The 15,588-nt window shown below is 70.0% G+C and carries 13 protein-coding genes and 1 pseudogene; 9 read left to right on the top strand and 5 right to left on the bottom strand.

The features are described 5' to 3' along the window. Positions 1-132: 132 nt before the first annotated feature. Positions 133-765: a TIGR03086 family metal-binding protein gene (locus Ate02nite_RS08040; protein ID WP_438871163.1), complete on the top strand. Its 633-nt coding sequence runs from the start codon at positions 133-135 to the stop codon at positions 763-765. 314 nt (positions 766-1,079) lie between these two features. Here the strand turns inward: Ate02nite_RS08040 and Ate02nite_RS08035 are convergent. Further along, positions 1,080-3,182 (bottom strand): annotated as a pseudogene (locus tag Ate02nite_RS08035) (transglycosylase domain-containing protein); the annotation flags it as partial. A 66-nt stretch (positions 3,183-3,248) separates the two neighbouring features. Between Ate02nite_RS08035 and cobC the strand changes: the two are divergent. From cobC to cobA, 3 genes are read left to right on the top strand one after another with little or no spacing between them, the layout of a single operon-like run. Further along, complete coding sequence (gene cobC / locus Ate02nite_RS08030) at positions 3,249-4,301, top strand: Rv2231c family histidinol phosphate aminotransferase CobC (RefSeq protein ID WP_203801451.1); 1,053 nt, start codon at positions 3,249-3,251, stop codon at positions 4,299-4,301. A gap of 5 nt (positions 4,302-4,306) precedes the next feature. After that, the gene (cobT, locus tag Ate02nite_RS08025; protein WP_203801532.1) at positions 4,307-5,359 is read left to right on the top strand and encodes a nicotinate-nucleotide--dimethylbenzimidazole phosphoribosyltransferase; all 1,053 of its coding nucleotides are present in this window, start codon (positions 4,307-4,309) and stop codon (positions 5,357-5,359) included. Continuing rightward, a complete protein-coding gene (gene cobA, locus Ate02nite_RS08020) occupies positions 5,356-6,543 on the top strand; it encodes a uroporphyrinogen-III C-methyltransferase (protein WP_203801449.1) in 1,188 nt (395 codons plus the stop codon). Before cobT ends, cobA begins: the two co-directional genes overlap by 4 nt. Here cobA and Ate02nite_RS08015 read toward each other — a convergent pair. After that, the gene (locus tag Ate02nite_RS08015) at positions 6,529-7,986 is read right to left on the bottom strand and encodes an alpha,alpha-trehalose-phosphate synthase (UDP-forming) (RefSeq protein WP_239147211.1); all 1,458 of its coding nucleotides are present in this window, start codon (positions 7,984-7,986) and stop codon (positions 6,529-6,531) included. The genes cobA and Ate02nite_RS08015 overlap by 15 nt on opposite strands. Before the next feature lie 126 nt (positions 7,987-8,112). Here Ate02nite_RS08015 and Ate02nite_RS08010 point away from each other — a divergent pair, with 126 nt between their 5' ends. The 5 genes from Ate02nite_RS08010 to Ate02nite_RS07990 all read left to right on the top strand — a co-directional run bounded on the left by Ate02nite_RS08010 (position 8,113) and on the right by Ate02nite_RS07990 (position 12,218). After that, positions 8,113-8,649, top strand: coding sequence for a hypothetical protein (locus Ate02nite_RS08010; protein WP_203801436.1), 537 nt, complete (start codon positions 8,113-8,115; stop codon positions 8,647-8,649). 122 nt (positions 8,650-8,771) lie between these two features. Further along, complete coding sequence (gene ettA / locus Ate02nite_RS08005; protein WP_203801528.1) at positions 8,772-10,448, top strand: energy-dependent translational throttle protein EttA; 1,677 nt, start codon at positions 8,772-8,774, stop codon at positions 10,446-10,448. Beyond that, positions 10,441-10,845, top strand: coding sequence for an acyl-CoA thioesterase (locus tag Ate02nite_RS08000; RefSeq protein ID WP_275422814.1), 405 nt, complete (start codon positions 10,441-10,443; stop codon positions 10,843-10,845). The genes ettA and Ate02nite_RS08000 overlap by 8 nt, the downstream gene beginning before the upstream one ends. Next, positions 10,842-11,501: a DUF8185 domain-containing protein gene (locus Ate02nite_RS07995; protein WP_203801433.1), complete on the top strand. Its 660-nt coding sequence runs from the start codon at positions 10,842-10,844 to the stop codon at positions 11,499-11,501. The genes Ate02nite_RS08000 and Ate02nite_RS07995 overlap by 4 nt, the downstream gene beginning before the upstream one ends. 135 nt (positions 11,502-11,636) lie before the next feature. Beyond that, a complete protein-coding gene (locus Ate02nite_RS07990) occupies positions 11,637-12,218 on the top strand; it encodes a type III secretion system chaperone family protein (RefSeq protein ID WP_203801431.1) in 582 nt (193 codons plus the stop codon). A gap of 220 nt (positions 12,219-12,438) precedes the next feature. Here Ate02nite_RS07990 and Ate02nite_RS07985 read toward each other — a convergent pair whose 3' ends face one another. From Ate02nite_RS07985 to Ate02nite_RS07975, 3 genes are all read right to left on the bottom strand, one after another. Further along, complete coding sequence (locus tag Ate02nite_RS07985) at positions 12,439-13,689, bottom strand: delta-60 repeat domain-containing protein (RefSeq protein WP_203801429.1); 1,251 nt, start codon at positions 13,687-13,689, stop codon at positions 12,439-12,441. A gap of 75 nt (positions 13,690-13,764) precedes the next feature. Beyond that, on the bottom strand, positions 13,765-14,154 hold the full coding sequence (locus tag Ate02nite_RS07980; RefSeq protein WP_203801427.1) for a globin: 390 nt from the start codon (positions 14,152-14,154) through the stop codon (positions 13,765-13,767). Beyond that, positions 14,151-15,542: an MFS transporter gene (locus Ate02nite_RS07975; protein WP_203801425.1), complete on the bottom strand. Its 1,392-nt coding sequence runs from the start codon at positions 15,540-15,542 to the stop codon at positions 14,151-14,153. Before Ate02nite_RS07975 ends, Ate02nite_RS07980 begins: the two co-directional genes overlap by 4 nt. Positions 15,543-15,588: the final 46 nt, after the last annotated feature.

Below are 15,588 nucleotides of genomic sequence, written 5' to 3'. Positions count from 1 at the left end.
CGGCCGCACGGGCCGGCCGTACGGGTCGGCAGCCAGGGGAAACTCGCCCAGCCGCGAAAACGGTCTTCCTCGGACGGAAAAGTGTCGTACCCCACCCGTAACGTGGGGTTAACACTCACGACCCGAAGGAGGATGACCGTGGCCGATCGTGTGCCGCTGGACTTCGACCCGCCGGTTCGTAAGCTGCGAGCTCTTCTGCTGGGCGTGGGCGCCGCCGAGCTGAGCCGGGTGACCCCCTGTCCCGACTGGACCGTTGCCGCCCTGCTCGATCATCTGATGGGCCTGTCCTACGCGTTCACCCAGGCCGCCCGCAAACGCACCGACGCCCCCGGCACCGACGGGCCGCCGCCCGCCCCGTCCGCCCAGCACCTGTCCCGGCATTGGCGCAGCCGCCTCCCAGTGCTGCTGGAGGAGCTGGCCGACGCGTGGAAAGACCCGGCCTCGTGGACCGGCACGTCCCGGGCCGGCGGGGTGACCATGCCGGCCGCGAGCCTCGGCATCGTCGCGATGAACGAGCTGGTCATGCACAGCTGGGACCTCGCCCGGGCCACCGGCCAGGAATACTTCGCCGATCCGCGCACCCTCGAGGTCCTTGTCGAGTTCCTGTCCCAGGGGCCGGCCGAGGGCACGCCCGGCCTGTTCGGCCCGGTCGTCCCCACCGACAGCGAGGCCACCCTGCTCGATCAGACCCTGGCCCTGGCCGGCCGCGACCCGTCCTGGCGCCGCCCGCCGCGCATCTGGGCGCGGGCGGCCCCGGCGGCCTAGTCGCCGCCGGAGTCGTTCGAGGGGCGCGGCCGATCCGAGTCCTCCGACCGGCGTGGGCGGTCCGAGTCCTCCGAACGGCGCGGCCGGTCCGACTCCGCCGAGCGGCGGGGGCGGTCCGACGTGGCCGAGCGGCGTGGATGGTCCGAGGTGGCCGAGCGGTCCGAATCATCCGAGCGGCGTGAGCGGTTCGAGGTGGCCGAACGGTCCGAATCATCCGAGCGGTCCGAATCGTCCGAGCGGCGTGAGCGGTTCGAGCCGGAGTCGGACGAGTCGGAGTCGTCGTCGGAGGACCACGAGCGGTTGCCGCCCCAGGTGATCTTGCGGGAGGGCGGGGTGAACTTGAGCTTCGGCTGGCCCTTCAGCGCGTCCTTCAGGGTCTGCGCGAAGGTGTATTTGGAGATCGTGGAGCGGCCCGTGCCGACGTAGTCGTTCGGATCGTCCGGGTCGGCCACGAAGGTCGCGCCGGCCAGCTGCGGGGTGAAACCACAGAACCACGCCGTCTTGTTGCTGTCGGTGGTGCCGCTCTTGCCGGCGACCGGGCGCTTCAGGGTCGCGTACACCATCGGGGATGTTCCCCAGCCGTCGCAGGAGCCCTTCGCCGAGCCGTACCCGGTGGGGCAGCGGGCGGCGTCCGTCGCCGCCCGGGCGACGTCCGCGCTCACCACCCGGTGGCAGCGCGGCGCCGCCACCAGCTTGCCCTGGAACTTGGTGTTCGTGCCGTCCCGGCTGCGGATGGTGGTGACCGGCAGCGGCTCGCAGTAGTTGCCCTCGGCGGCGAGGGTGGCGAAGACGTTCGCCATCTCGATCGGGGTCACGTCGCTGACGCCGAGCGTGAAGGCACCCCACCCGGCCGCGTGTTCCGGGGTGGCCAGCGTGCGGTCCACGTCGGTGCGCCAGCGCAGGCCGAGCCGTTCGGCCATCTCGACCGCCTTGTCCGCGCCCACCTTCTCCTCGAGCTGCACGAAGTACGTGTTCACCGACTTGCCGAACCCGCTCCACATGGTCTGCCGGCCGGTCATCGCCTTGCTGGAGTTCTTCGGGCAGTAGTACTTCCCGCAGGTCGCCGGCCCGGGCGCGGTGATGTATTTCGAGACGTACCGCTCGGGGGCGTAGAAGTCGGTGCCCAGCGGCATCCCGGCGTCCAGGGCGGCCAGCATCGTAAAGATCTTGAAGGTGGACCCGGCCTGGTAACCGGCCATCCGGCCGCCGCCGAGCAGCGGGTTCACGGTGTTCGGGTAGTTCGTGTTCTTCTTCTTGTTCGGCGCCAGCGAGTAGGTCCGGTTGACCGCCATGCTCAGGATCCGGCCGGTGTTCGGCTCGATGATCACCTGGCCGTGCGCGTACCGGCTGCGCAGTTTCTCCTTGTCCAGCACGTGCTCCATCGCCGACGCCTGGATGTCCGGGTCGATCGAGGTGATCACCCGGTAGCCGCCGCGGCGCAGGTTCTCCTCGCGTTCCTCGGGATTGGTGCCGAACGCGGGCTGCTCCTTCCACCAGGACTTGAAGTAGTCGCAGAAGAAGCCCCAGTCGTTGTGCTTGGGGGCGATCGACAGGCAGTCGTTCGGCGGCGAGCTCAGCTTGAGCTCGATCTTCGCGGCCTTGGCGTCGGTGGCCTGGGCCGCGGTGATCGTGTGCATCTTGAGCATCTGGTCGATCACGTAGTTGCGCCGGTCGATGGCCGACTGCTGGTCACCGTTCGCCGGGTCGTACGCGGACGGGGCCTTCACCAGTCCGGCGAGCAGGGCCGACTCGTTGAGGTCGAGGTATTTCGGGGCCTTCGAGAAGAACACCTGGGAGGCCGCGAAGATCCCGTACGCCCGGTGCCCGAAGTACGCCGAGTTCAGGTACCGCTCCAGGATCTGCTGCTTGGAGAGCCGGTTCTCGAGTTCGACCGCGAGCCGCATCTCGCGCAGCTTCCGGGCGGTGGTCTGCTCGGTGGCCTCGAGGGCCTCCTTCGGCGTCTGCGCGCCGTCCCGCAGCGCCATCCGCACGTACTGCATGGTCAGCGTGGAGGCGCCCTGCGCGACCCCGCCGGCCTGCCGGTTGGCGACGAATGCCCGGGCCACGCCCTTCGCGTCGACGCCGTTGTGCTCGTAGAAGCGGCTGTCCTCGGACGCGACGATCGCCTGGGTGACGTACGGCGACATGTCCTCGAGCCGGGTCGGCCGGCGGTGCTCCTCGTAGAACATGGTGAGGAGCGTCTTGCCGTCCTTGGCGTACACGTAGGTGGTCTGGGCCGTCGGAACCTCGATGAGTTCGTCGGGCATGCCCTTGAGGGCCTGGGTGCCGGCCTTGACACCCATTCCGGCGAGGGCGGCCAGCGGGTAGGCGAGACCGGCGATCACGAGGCCCGCGATCAGGCCGGCGCGGATGAGGGGAGCAATCTTTCCGGCAGCCACCCTCCGAAGGTATGACAAAAGCGTTCATGTACTCACGAAACGGCCGAAGTGAGACCGGGAAAACCGTGCGGCATCCTGAGACCCATGACCTACGAGCTGGGGCACCATGGCGACACGGAGGTCGGTGGTGGGCTGATCGACCTGGCCGTGAACGTGCGGCACGAGCCGATGCCCGCCTGGCTGTCCCGGCCGATCGCGGATTCGCTGACCGAGCTCCGGGCCTACCCGGACGGCCGCGCTGCGACGGCGGCGGTGGCGGCCCGGCACGGCCGGGATTCATCGGAGGTGTTGCTGACCGCCGGTGCGGCCCAGGCCTTCGTGCTGCTCGCCCAGGCGCTGCGCGACGCGAAACACCCGGTCGTCGTGCATCCGCAGTTCACCGAGCCGGAGGCGGCACTCCGCAACGCCGGGCACCAGGTCGATCGGGTCCTGCTGCGCGCGGAGGACGGCTTCCGGCTGGACGCGGCGCTGATACCGGACGACGCCGACCTGATCTTTCTGGGCAACCCGACAAACCCGACATCGGTGCTGCATCCGGCCGCGGAGATCGCGAAACTCGCCCGTCCCGGACGCGTGCTGGTCGTCGACGAGGCCTTCGCCGACATCACCTTCCGTGACGGTGTCGAGGGCGAGCCGGAGAGCCTGGCCGGTCGCCGGGATCTCCCCGGCCTGGTCGTGCTGCGCAGCCTCACCAAGACCTGGGGCCTGGCCGGCCTGCGGATCGGCTACCTCCTGGGCCCGGCCGAACTACTGCCGCGGCTGTCCGCCGCGCAGCCGCTGTGGGCCGTCTCGACGCCCGCGCTCGCGGCCGCGACCGCCTGCGCGTCACCCAACGCGATCGCCGCGGAACGCGAGATCGCGGCGCGCGTCGCGGCCGAACGAAACCATCTGCTTCGCCGCCTCGCGCACGTGCCGAACCTCACGGTCGCCGGTTCCCCGGCGGCGTCGTTCGTTTCGGTACGCCTGCCAGGTGCCGACAAAATACGTCTTGAGCTGCGAGAACGCGGATACGCGGTACGCCGTGGCGACACTTTCCCGGGGCTGGGCCCCGACTGGCTGCGGATCGCGGTGCGCGACACTGCGATCACCGACGCCTTCGTGGCGACCCTGACCGACGTGATCGAGGAGCGAGCGTGACCCACGTGTCTCTGGAGTCGACCGTGGCGGCCGTCCGGCCCGCCGACCAGCCGGCCATGGCCGCCGCCCGCGAGTTGCAGGGCCGGCTCACCAAACCGGCCGGTTCGCTCGGCGCCCTGGAGGAGCTGTCGGTGCGCCTGGCCGGGGTGGCCGGCACCTGCCCGCCGCCGCTGCCGGCCCCGGCCGCCGTCGCGGTCTTCGCCGGCGATCACGGCGTGCACGCGCAGGGCGTCTCGCCCTGGCCGCAGGAGGTCACCGCGCAGATGGTGGCCAACTTCCTGGCCGGCGGGGCGGTGGTGAACGCGTTCGCCCGCCAGGCCGGCGCCGAGGTGACCGTGGTCGACGTGGGCGTGGCTACCCCGCCGCCGGCCGGCGACGGCCTGATCGAGGCCAACGTCCGGCGCGGCACCCGGGACATGACCGTCGAGCCGGCGTTGACCCGGGACGAGGCCCGGGCCGCCGTCGAGACCGGCATCCGGGTCGCCGAGCAGCTGCTCGCCGGGGGAGCGGCCTGCCTGCTCACCGGCGACATGGGGATCGCCAACACCACGCCGGCCGCGGCCCTGATCGCCGCGTTCACCGGGTGCACCGCCGAGGAGGCCACCGGGCGCGGCACCGGCATCGACGACGCCACCCACGCTCACAAGATCACTGTCGTCCGGGCCGCTCTCGACCGGCACGCGCCCGACCCGGACGACCCGCTCGGCGTACTGGCCTCGGTCGGCGGCCTCGAGCACGCCGCCCTCGCCGGTTTCATCCTGGCCGCGGCCGCCCACCGGGTCCCGGTGATCATCGACGGCGTGATCGCGGCCTCGGGCGCGCTGGCCGCCGCCGCGTTCGCGCCGGACGCCGTCGCCGCCATGGTCGCCGGCCACCTCTCGGTCGAGCCGGGCGCCGCCGTGGCGCTGTCCCACCTCGGCCTCGAACCGCTGCTCGACCTGGGCATGCGCCTGGGCGAGGGCAGCGGCGCGGTCCTCGCGCTGCCGGTGGTCGCGGCCGCGGTGCGGGTGCTGCACGAGGTCGCCACGTTCGACTCGGCGGGAGTGTCGGAGAAATGAGTCTTTATCCGTTGGCGCTGCGGCTGACCGACCGGCGAGTTCTCGTCGTCGGCGGCGGCGCGGTGGCCACCCGGCGGGTGCCGGCGCTGCTCGCGGCGGGTGCCCGGGTGGAGCTGGTGGCGCCCGAGCTGACCCCGTTCCTGCGCGGGCACGTGGACGCCGGGCGGATCGTGTGGCACGAGCGCCGGTTCGAGCCGGCCGACGTCGCCGGCGCCTGGCTGGTGCACGTGGCGATCGACGACCCCACGGCGGCGGCCGAGGTCAGCGCGGCCGCGGAAGAACGTCGGATCTTTTGCGTACGGGCGGACGACCGCGACGCCGCTACCGCCTGGACTCCGGCCGTCACCCGGCACGGCCAGGTCACCGTGGCGGTCACCGACGGGGGCGACCGGCGGCGCGCGATGGCCGTACGGGATCTGGTTGCTCATGCCTTGGAGAGTGACCCGCCGGCCTCGGCCGAGTACAAGGGGGTTGCCCTGGTCGGCGCCGGGCCCGGCGACCCTGAGTTGATCACCGTGAAGGGCCGGCGGCTGCTCGCGGCGGCCGACGTCGTGGTCGCCGACCGGCTGATCCCCGGGCTGCTCCTGGGCGAGCTGCGGCCGGACGTCGAGCTGGTCGACGCCGCGAAGATCCCCTACGGCCCCTCGGCGGCGCAGGAGGAGATCAACCGGATCCTGGTCGAACGCGCGCTCGAGGGGAAGTTCGTGGTGCGCCTGAAGGGCGGCGACCCGTACGTCTTCGGCCGCGGTGGCGAGGAAGCCATCGCCTGCGCCGCCGCCGGTGTTCCGGTCCTGGTCGTGCCGGGCGTGACCAGCTCGATCGCGGCGCCGGCGCTGGCCGGCATCCCGGTGACCCACCGCGGCGTCGCGCACGAGTTCACGGTGGTCTCCGGGCATGTGCCGCCGGACAGCCCGCAGTCGCTCGTCGACTGGCCGGCGCTGGGCCGGCTGCGCGGCACCATCGTGGTGATGATGGGCCTGAAGAACCTGCCGAAGATCGCGGCGCGGCTGATCGCCGAGGGCCGGCCGGCCGGCACCCCGGTGGCCGTGGTGCAGGAGGGCTCGACGCCCGATCAGCGCTCGCTGCGCAGCACCCTGGGCGCGGTGGCCGACGACGCCGCGGCGGCGGGCCTGCGCCCACCGGCCACGGTCGTCATCGGCGACGTGGTGTCAGCTCTCGACTGACGCTTTCTCGTCCGGGACCTGGCCCTCGAGGGCCGCCGCCTGTACGTCCAGATCGGCCGCGGCGGCCAGCTCGTTGAGGAAGGTGCGGGCCCACTCGGCCACGTCGTGCTGCCGCAGGTGCCGCTGCATGACCCGGATCCGCCGCTTGAGCTCGGCCGGCTCGGCGGCGACTGCCCGCAGCAGCGCGTCCTTGACGCCGTCCGGGTCGTGCGGGTTGCACAGGAACGCCTGCCGCAGCTCGGTGGCCGCCCCGGCGAACTCGCTGAGCACCAGCGCCCCGCCGGTGTCGCCGCGGCACGCGACGTATTCCTTGGCGACCAGGTTCATGCCGTCGCGCAGCGGGGTCACCATCATGACGTCGGCCGCCACGTACATCGCGGCCAGTTCCTGCCGCGAGTAGGACTGGTGCAGATAGTGGACGGCGGGCACGCCGACCCGGGCGAACTCGCCGTTGATCCGGCCGACCTCGCGCTCCACCTTGACCCGCAGCGTCTGGTAGTGCTCGACCCGCTCCCGGCTGGGCGTGGCCACCTGCACCATCACCGCGTCGCCGACCTTGAGCTTGCCGTCGGCGAGCAGCTCGCGGAACGCCTTGAGGCGCAGCTCGATGCCCTTGGTGTAGTCGAGCCGGTCGACGCCGAGGATCACCGTCTCCGGGTCGCCCAGCTCGGCGCGGATCTGCTTGGCCCGGGCCTGCACGGCCGGGTCGGCCGCCATCCGTTCCATGTCGCGGGTGTCGATGCTGATCGGGAACGCGCCGGCCTTCACCTTGCGGCCGTCGACCTGGATCGACTGGCCCTCGTAGCGCAGGCCGAGCAGGTGCCGGGCCAGCCGGACGAAGTTCTGCGCCGCCAGCCGCTGCTGGAAGCCGACCAGGTCGGCACCGAGCAGGCCGCGCAGCACCTCGGCCCGGAACGGCATCTGCATGAACAGCTCGATCGGCGGGAACGGGATGTGCAGGAAGAAGCCGATCTTCAGGTCGGGGCGCAGCTCGCGGAGCATGGCCGGCACCAGCTGAAGCTGGTAGTCCTGCACCCAGACGGTGGCGCCGTCCTCGGCGACCTCGGCCGCGGCCTCGGCGAACCGCTGGTTGACCAGGCGGTACGCCTCGCGCCAGCGGCGCTTGTAGACCGGGGTCTCGACGGCGTCGTGGTAGAGCGGCCAGATCGTCGCGTTGGACTGGCCCTCGTAGTAGCGCTCCAGCTCCTCGGCGCTCAGCGGCACCGGGTGGATGTTGATGCCCTCCAGCTCGAACGGCTCGGGCGCCTCGCCGTTGCCGCCGGCCCAGCCGATCCAGGTGCCGCCGTGCTCGGTGAGCACCGGATGCAGCGCGGTGACCAGCCCACCGGGACTGGTGCGCCATTGCTTCTCGCCGTCGGGGCCGGTGACCTCATCGACGGGCAGACGGTTGGCGACAACGACGAAGGAACTTCGTTCGGCCACGCTGAGTGCACCTCCGGGTCGTTTCTGTTCCCACCCCGAGCCTACTGTGCGTAGCACCACCGGGGCGCGGCCAGTCTCAGTCCGCTGAGATGGACCGCGATGGCTGCCTGGTGCCATCCTGGGCCGGTGACACCGTCCGCCGATCTTTCCCCGCCACGCCGGCCGATCTTCTTCCCTGTGGTCATTGCCACCGTGTTTCTCACGATCATCGGCATGACCGTCGGGTTCCTGCTCGGTGAGCGGCATCGTGATCGGGTGCGGGCGTCGGTGCAGACGGGCAGTGAAACCCCAACTACGGACATTTCGTCCGAGCCGTCCGGGCCGCTCTGCCCGGACGAGACCATCCGGACCGCCGACAGCCTGGGCCTTCCGTCCGACCTGCGGCAGATTTTCAAGATCATTACGGACAACCGGACCGTGGTCTGGATCTGCCAGGACGGCGCCGGTTCGCTCTATTACCAGTCGCAGACCAAGAGCGACCAGGGTCCGCTGGTGCAGGGCAAGAACGGGCTGTTCCTGTCCCAGGTCAACCGCGAGGGCGAGGACGAATACCTGGCCACGGCCGAGAACGGGACCCAGTTCGTGGTCAACCGCCAGCAGCTCGAGGTGCACTTCGCGGACGGACGGAAGACCCAGGTGAGCGACGTGGACCGGGTCGAGTGAGGGAATCCGTACGCGCCTGATGGGGTTGTCGAAGGTGGCCGTTGGGCGACCTGGAAAGATTGCCCCTGAATTCGGCACCTCGGCCGCCACAAGAAATCATGATCACGGAGGTAGGGCACACCGTGGCCCAATACATCTACGTCCTGGACAAGGCGCGTAAAGCGCACGGCGACAAGGTCGTGCTCGACAACGTGACCCTGAGCTTCCTGCCGGGCGTCAAGATCGGCGTGGTCGGTCCGAACGGCGCCGGTAAATCCACGCTGCTCAAGATCATGGCAGGCGTGGAACAGGTCAGCAACGGCGAGGCCCGGCTGATGCCCGGCTACACCGTCGGCATGCTCGCCCAGGAGCCGCCGCTCAACGATTCGAAGACCGTCCTCGGCAACATCGAGGAAGCGGTCACCGAGACCAAGGCCAAGCTCGACCGGTTCAACGCGATCGCCGAAGAGATGGCGACCGACTACACCGACGAGCTCATGGAAGAGATGGGCAAGCTCCAGGAGGAGCTCGACAACGCCAACGCCTGGGACCTCGACTCCCAGCTCGAGCTGGCGATGGACGCCCTCCGGTGCCCGCCGCCGGAGGCCGACGTCACCCAGCTCTCCGGTGGTGAGCGCCGCCGGGTCGCGCTGTGCAAGCTGCTGCTGCAGGCGCCCGACCTGCTGCTTCTCGACGAGCCCACCAACCACCTGGACGCGGAGAGCGTCAGCTGGCTGGAACAGCACCTCGCGAAGTACCCGGGCACCGTCATCGCCATCACCCACGACCGGTACTTCCTGGACAACGTGGCCAACTGGATCCTCGAGCTGGACCGCGGCCGGACGTACCCGTACGAGGGCAACTACTCGACCTATCTCGAGAAGAAGGCGCAGCGTCTCGCGGTCGAGGGCCGCAAGGACGCGAAGATGAAGAAGCGCCTCACCGAGGAACTCGAGTGGGTGCGGTCGAACGCGAAGGCGCGCCAGACCAAGAGCCGTGCGCGGCTGGACCGCTACGAGGAGATGGCCAGCGAGGCGGAGAAGACCCGCAAGCTGGACTTCGAGGAGATCCAGATCCCGCCGGGCCCGCGTCTGGGCAACACCGTGATCGAGACCAACGAGCTGACCAAGGGCTTCGACGGGCGCACGCTCATCGATCACCTGTCGTTCTCGCTGCCGCGCAACGGCATCGTCGGCATCATCGGCCCGAACGGCGTCGGCAAGACCACGCTGTTCAAGACCATCGTCGGGCTCGAGGAGCCGGACTCGGGCAAGGTGCGGGTCGGCGAGACGGTGAAGCTGTCGTACGTCGATCAGAACCGCTCCGGCCTGGACGGCACCAAGACGGTGTGGGAGGTCGTCTCCGACGGTCTCGACCACCTGATGGTCGGCAAGGTCGAGATGCCCTCCCGGGCGTACGTGGCGGCCTTCGGTTTCAAGGGTCCCGACCAGCAGAAACCGGTCAAGGTGCTGTCCGGTGGCGAGCGCAACCGGCTCAACCTCGCGATGACGCTGAAGATCGGCGGCAACGTGATCCTGCTCGACGAACCGACCAACGACCTCGACGTCGAGACGCTCTCCAGCCTGGAGAACGCCCTGCTCGAGTTCCCCGGCTGCGCCGTGGTCATCTCCCACGACCGGATGTTCCTCGACCGGGTGGCCACCCACATGCTGGCCTGGGAAGGCACCGACGAGGACCCGGACAAGTGGTTCTGGTTCGAGGGCAACTTCGACGCGTACGAGAAGAACAAGATCGACCGGCTTGGCGCCGACGCGGCTCGCCCGCACCGGGTCACCTACCGCAAGCTGACTCGTGACTAGATTTGTCACCGATGTGCCCGTGCGCTGGTCCGACATGGACGCGTACGGGCACGTCAACAACGCGCGCTTCCTCACCCTTTACGAGGAGGCGCGCGTCGAGATGTTCTTCGTCGGGGCCCGCAAGCACGGCCTGGGCTCCTTCGAGGAGGGCATCGTCATCGCCCGGCACGAGATCGACTACCTGCGCCCGGTCGACTACGGCGACCCGGTCCGCATCGAGATGTGGATCTCGCAGACCCGGGCCGCCTCGTTCACCGTCGCGTACGAGCTGTTCGACGACGGGGTGCTGGCCAGCCGGGCGAAGTCGGTCTGCGTGCCGTACAACCTGGCCAACGGCCATCCACGCCGGCTCAGCGAAGCCGAGCTGGCGTTCCTCGAGCCTTACCGCGAGTCATGAGTGAGCACGGCCTCGTCGGGGTTCCCGACGCAGGCGCTTTCCTGGCCCGGCTGACCCGGCTCGACCCCGGCGCGCCGGTGCGGTTGCGCGGCTCGACCGGCCGTACCGCGTTGTGGGCCCGGCTCCCGTGGGACGTCCTGGTCACCCGTGAGGTGGCCGGTCGCGGGCCGGACGACGCCACGGTGTCGGCCTCGGAACTGCTGTCGGTGCTGGCCAAGGGCGGCGACCAACTGCCCGAGCGGCGCGACGCGCAGTGGCGCTGGCCGCTCCCACCGCCCGCGAGTGAGACGGTGGAGTCGGTGTCGGCGACCGAGCTGACCCGCCTGGCCGCCGCGGCGGCCGGCACCCTGCGGGAGGTCTCGGCGGGCGGCCTGTCCGGCCGAGCGGTCGGTCAGCGAGCCGTACGCGACGCGTTGCTCGATCACGTGGCCCTGGTGGTGACTCCGCCCGCCGGCCGGCCGGTCGAGGTCTCCCAGCGACTCGTTCAGGCGATATCTCGAATGGGTTTCCTGGGCCCGGAAGGCGCCGACGTGCCGGATACTCGAGTGCGGGTGGCCGGCCGCTGGGTGGGTCTTTCCGCACCATATGGAGTTGCCTGGCTACAGGCGGTTAGTAAATTGACCGTTATGCCCATAGGGAGTCACCCGAAAGGGTGATGCCAGATCGGCCATCCGGTCGCGCCCTCCCGTTGGGGGGATGACCTCCGCGACCTGTACGGGTACCGTCGGCCCTCGGATCCACTTCGCTACGTCCGGCGATGCGGGTCCTGCTGGGGAGCGAGGTGCACAACGATGCCGTGGTGGTCATGGCGTCCGGGTTCGGCGGCGGGTAACGCGCCGGATTCTGGTAGTGATACAGCGGTGCGGAGCACCGTTCGCGTCGGGGTTCCGGCTCAGCGCGAGCCGAGCCGGGTGAGTCCTCCGCCCGATGCGACCAAGTCCGAAGAGTCCGAGCAGATCGCTCCGGTGACGCTGACGCGCATCGGCAAAGCGCTCGACATGCTCGACATCCGGTTCCTGGCCGACGGCGGCGGAAGCCTGCTGGCGATGTGGGAGCGGCACGCGGTGCTGTTCACCCTGGAGGGCCCAGACGACGAGATCCTGGTGATGCGAGCCCGCCCGCACGCCACGGTCCCACCAGACTGGGCCGACCGGGCATACCGCGTAGTAAACGAGTGGAACCACACCCGCCGCTTCTGCAAGGCCTACGTAGGTGACCCCACCGAAAGAGGCCAACTCCCGATATACGCAGAGCTACAGGTCCCCTTGGCCGCAGGTGCCCACGACGCTCTAGTGGTAGAGATGCTCGACTGCGGAGCAGCGGTGGCCACCAGCTTCGTCGATTGGCTCCATGACGAGGGCGCACTGCTCTAAGAGCAACCCCCGCCCAACGGTCATGTTTGTCAAAGGGCGGCGATTGCCACGGGACCCGTGCATTTTTGCCCGCTGATGAGTTGGCAGCCGTTTTTCTGACGCCGCGGGGTGTGCGGCGGCAGAAAAACGACTACCAACTCATCAGCTTCCCGGGGCAAAAATGCCAGCCGAGCGAAGCGAGGCCAGCCAGCTCAGCAGCCGTGTGCAACCAGCCCAGCCCTCACAGCGGGAACATCCCAACCCGCCCGTGGTACTCACGCCCAAGTTCGTCGGTGTCCGACCCAACCAAAAGCCCGTGAGGCACCACCAGGAAGCACCGCACCCCAACCCCCCGAGACCGAGTCGGGTTCCAACTCAAAGCCCGCCCAGTGGTAGCGCTGACCGCCCCGATGCCCTGCCGGGAGACCGCACCCGGCCCAGGCCCCTTAGCGTCAGTTCCATAAGGGTTGTCAAAGTAGCGCTGGTGACCGCCCAGGTAGACGGCACTCCCGGTAACGGCAACCGCATAAAGCGAATCCCCACCAGTCCGCTGCACCCAGGTCGGGTTATGCCGCCCATTACCCGAGGTCTCAAACCGAGCAGCCGAGTCACAGAGCCGATCCGGCGAGGAAGCCCGCCCAGTAGCGGCCACCACGAAGTACTTCCCATCCGGCGAGAACTTGATCTGCCGAAGATAGGTGTCGAAGCCCTTCATACAGGCCGGCTTGTAAGCGTCGGTGTACCAGTTGAGCAGCACCGCACTGGACCCAGCCACCCCGATCATCGCGATCTGGGTCCGGTCGTACCCGCTGGCCTTCAACAGCGCCCCGATAGCGACCAGCCGACTGCCATCCGGCGAGATGTCGAAGTGCTCAACCCGGGTGCGGCTCAGCCCAGGCGCGCTGAGCCGAGCGTCGAACCCGGTGTCGACCGCCCCGGTGGACGCGCTGACCCGGGCCAGGGCATCCCGGTTGACCCCGTTGATGGCCGAGAACGTCCCGGCCACGTACAGGCTGGAGCCGCGAGCCTGGAGGGCGCGCACGTCGCCCCAGTTGATCCGCGCGCTGAACGAGGAGACTCGCTCGCCGTTCAGCCCCAGCCGGGTCACCCCGCGCTGAGAGGAGCCGTTCACCGACTTGAACGCGCCGCCGGCGTAGACCGTGCTGTCCGCGCCGGTGGCGAGCGAGTAGACCGCGCCGTCCACCTCGGGGGCGAAGGAGCGGATCTCCCCGTCACTCAGCCCGAACGCGAAGATGTTCTTCCGGGCGTAGGTGTGCTGGCGGGAGCTGTCGGCGACCTTCGTGAAGGCACCGCCGACCACGACGGTATCGCCGACCAGCGCCATGCTCCAGACGGTGCCGTCGAGGACATGCGGGGTGAAGTCGACCGGGTTGGCCGAGACCACCGCGGATTGGGCCGAATCGGCCTGGGCCGGATGCGCGCACGCCACGGCGGCGGCAACGATGACGGCGGCGGCGAGCAGTCGACGCATGCGGGCGGCTCCAGTGCGCGGATGATCAGTATTGGGTCATCCGCTAAAACGAGCGACCGCCGCCGACGGAAACGATCAGGCGTTGACCATGAAGTACGCGGCGCGCTCCAGGTAGTCCCAAAGCATCTTCTCGTGCTGCTCCGGGAGACCGATCGAATTCACGGCGTCGCGCATGTGCTTCAGCCAGGCATCGCGGGCCGCGGCGTCGACCACGAACGGGGCGTGCCGCATCCGCAGGCGGGGGTGGCCACGGCTCGCCGAGTAGGTGTTCGGGCCGCCCCAGTACTGGATCAGGAACAGGGTCAGCCGGTCGGCGGCCGGGCCCAGGTCCTCCTCCGGGTACATCGGGCGGAGCAGGGGATCGTCGGCCACGCCCTCATAGAACTTGTCGACGAGGCGGCGGAACGTGGGCTCGCCGCCGATCGCCTCGTAGAAGGTGACTTCTTCCGGGGAGGGTGCGCTCACCCGTCCATCCTGCCAGCCGCGGCCGGCCGCTCGGATGTGACGCTCGTCGTCGCGCCCGGAGCCTGCTCGATCGGGGTCTGCTCGATCGGGGCGGCCGGCGAGGGCGACGGCACGGCGGGCGGGTCGGGCGGCACGGTCGCGGCCGCTTCCTCGACGGCCGTGGCGAACTCCTGCGCGCGGGGCCAGCGAGCGGCCAGGTAACTCATCACCGCGGTGCCGGCCAGGGCGGTCAGCCCGACCACAAGCGGCAGCCAGAACAGGTCGGCCAGCACGCCGGTGATCATGATGCCGGCGAACTGGGACAGCTGCATGCCGGCCTGCATCACGCCGAACGCCCGGGCGCGGTAGCCGTGCGGCAGCATCAGCACGAACTTGCCGTTGAGGGTGGGTGTCAGCCCGCCGATGGCGGCCCCGGAGAGGGCCACCAGACCCACCACCGCGAGCATCGGTGGGCCCAGGGCAGCCGGGACCAGGGCGAGACAGCTGAGGACCGCGAACGGGCGGATCAGCCGCTCGCGCGTGGCCGGGCCGGTCAGCCGGGTGATGAGCAGGCCGCCGACCACGAAGCCGATCGGGCTGGCCGCCATGATCAGGCCCTGGTTGAGGCCGCGGGCCGCCGGGTCGCTGGTGCCCTCGGCGGCCCAGGCGGCGGCCAGACCCTCCGGCGCGATGGAGAACGCGCTCAGCACGAACACCATCAGCGCGATGTCCCGCAGTACTCGCCGGCCGAAGACCAGCCGGAAACCCTCGCCGGACTCGTGCAGCAGGTGGCTGCGCTGGCCGCGGGCCTGGGCGGGGGGCCGCGGGCGTACGCCGCGGGCGATGAACGCGGCCGAGAGCGCGAACGTCAGCACGTCGACGGCGAGGGCCACCCGCGGGCTGATGGCGGTCGCGATGGTCGCGCCCGCGAGGTAGCCGATGACCTGGACGGACTGGGTGGTGGTCTGGTTGACGGCGATCGCGGTGGGCAGCTTGTCCCGCCCGACGAGCTGCGGCAGCAGCGCGGACCGGGCCGCCTGGGTGGGCGGTGTCCCGAGGCTGGCCACGAAGACCAGGACCAGCATGACCCAGATCGGCAGGTGCGAGATCAGCAGCAGCGCGATCGGCACCATCCGGGACAGGTCCGCGATGATCAGGACCCGGCGGTACGGATATCGCTCGGCCAGTGCGGAGAGCAGGGTCCCGCCGATGATCCAGGGCAGGAACGAGACGGCGAAGGCCGCTGCCGACAGGAGCACCGACTCGGTCTGCTCGTAGACGAGCACGGTGATCGCTGCCTTGGACAGGTAGTCACCCAGCCAGTTCACGAGCAGCGACGAATAGATCGCCCGGTACTCGCGGATGGCGAAGACCTCCCGGAACGTAACCGGTTGGTCTCTTTCCGTCACGGTTTCGGCGCGGTGCCGCCCCCGTGCGGCGGGTCTGTGGGACACC

Origin of the sequence: Paractinoplanes tereljensis (genome assembly GCF_016862435.1) — a bacterium.
Taxonomy (GTDB): domain Bacteria; phylum Actinomycetota; class Actinomycetes; order Mycobacteriales; family Micromonosporaceae; genus Actinoplanes; species Actinoplanes tereljensis.
This window is presented reverse-complemented; position numbering and strand designations above follow the sequence as displayed.

Bases quoted from the DNA above. Each gene is read 5' to 3' on its own strand.
- Ate02nite_RS08040 (WP_438871163.1), top strand. From the start codon at position 133: ATGACCGTGGCCGATCGTGTGCCGCTGGACTTCGACCCGCCGGTTCGT.
- Ate02nite_RS07985 (WP_203801429.1), bottom strand. From the start codon at position 13,689: ATGCGTCGACTGCTCGCCGCCGCCGTCATCGTTGCCGCCGCCGTGGCG.
- Ate02nite_RS07995 (WP_203801433.1), top strand. From the start codon at position 10,842: ATGAGTGAGCACGGCCTCGTCGGGGTTCCCGACGCAGGCGCTTTCCTG.
- Ate02nite_RS07990 (WP_203801431.1), top strand. From the start codon at position 11,637: ATGCCGTGGTGGTCATGGCGTCCGGGTTCGGCGGCGGGTAACGCGCCG.
- cobC (WP_203801451.1), top strand. From the start codon at position 3,249: ATGACCTACGAGCTGGGGCACCATGGCGACACGGAGGTCGGTGGTGGG.
- cobA (WP_203801449.1), top strand. From the start codon at position 5,356: ATGAGTCTTTATCCGTTGGCGCTGCGGCTGACCGACCGGCGAGTTCTC.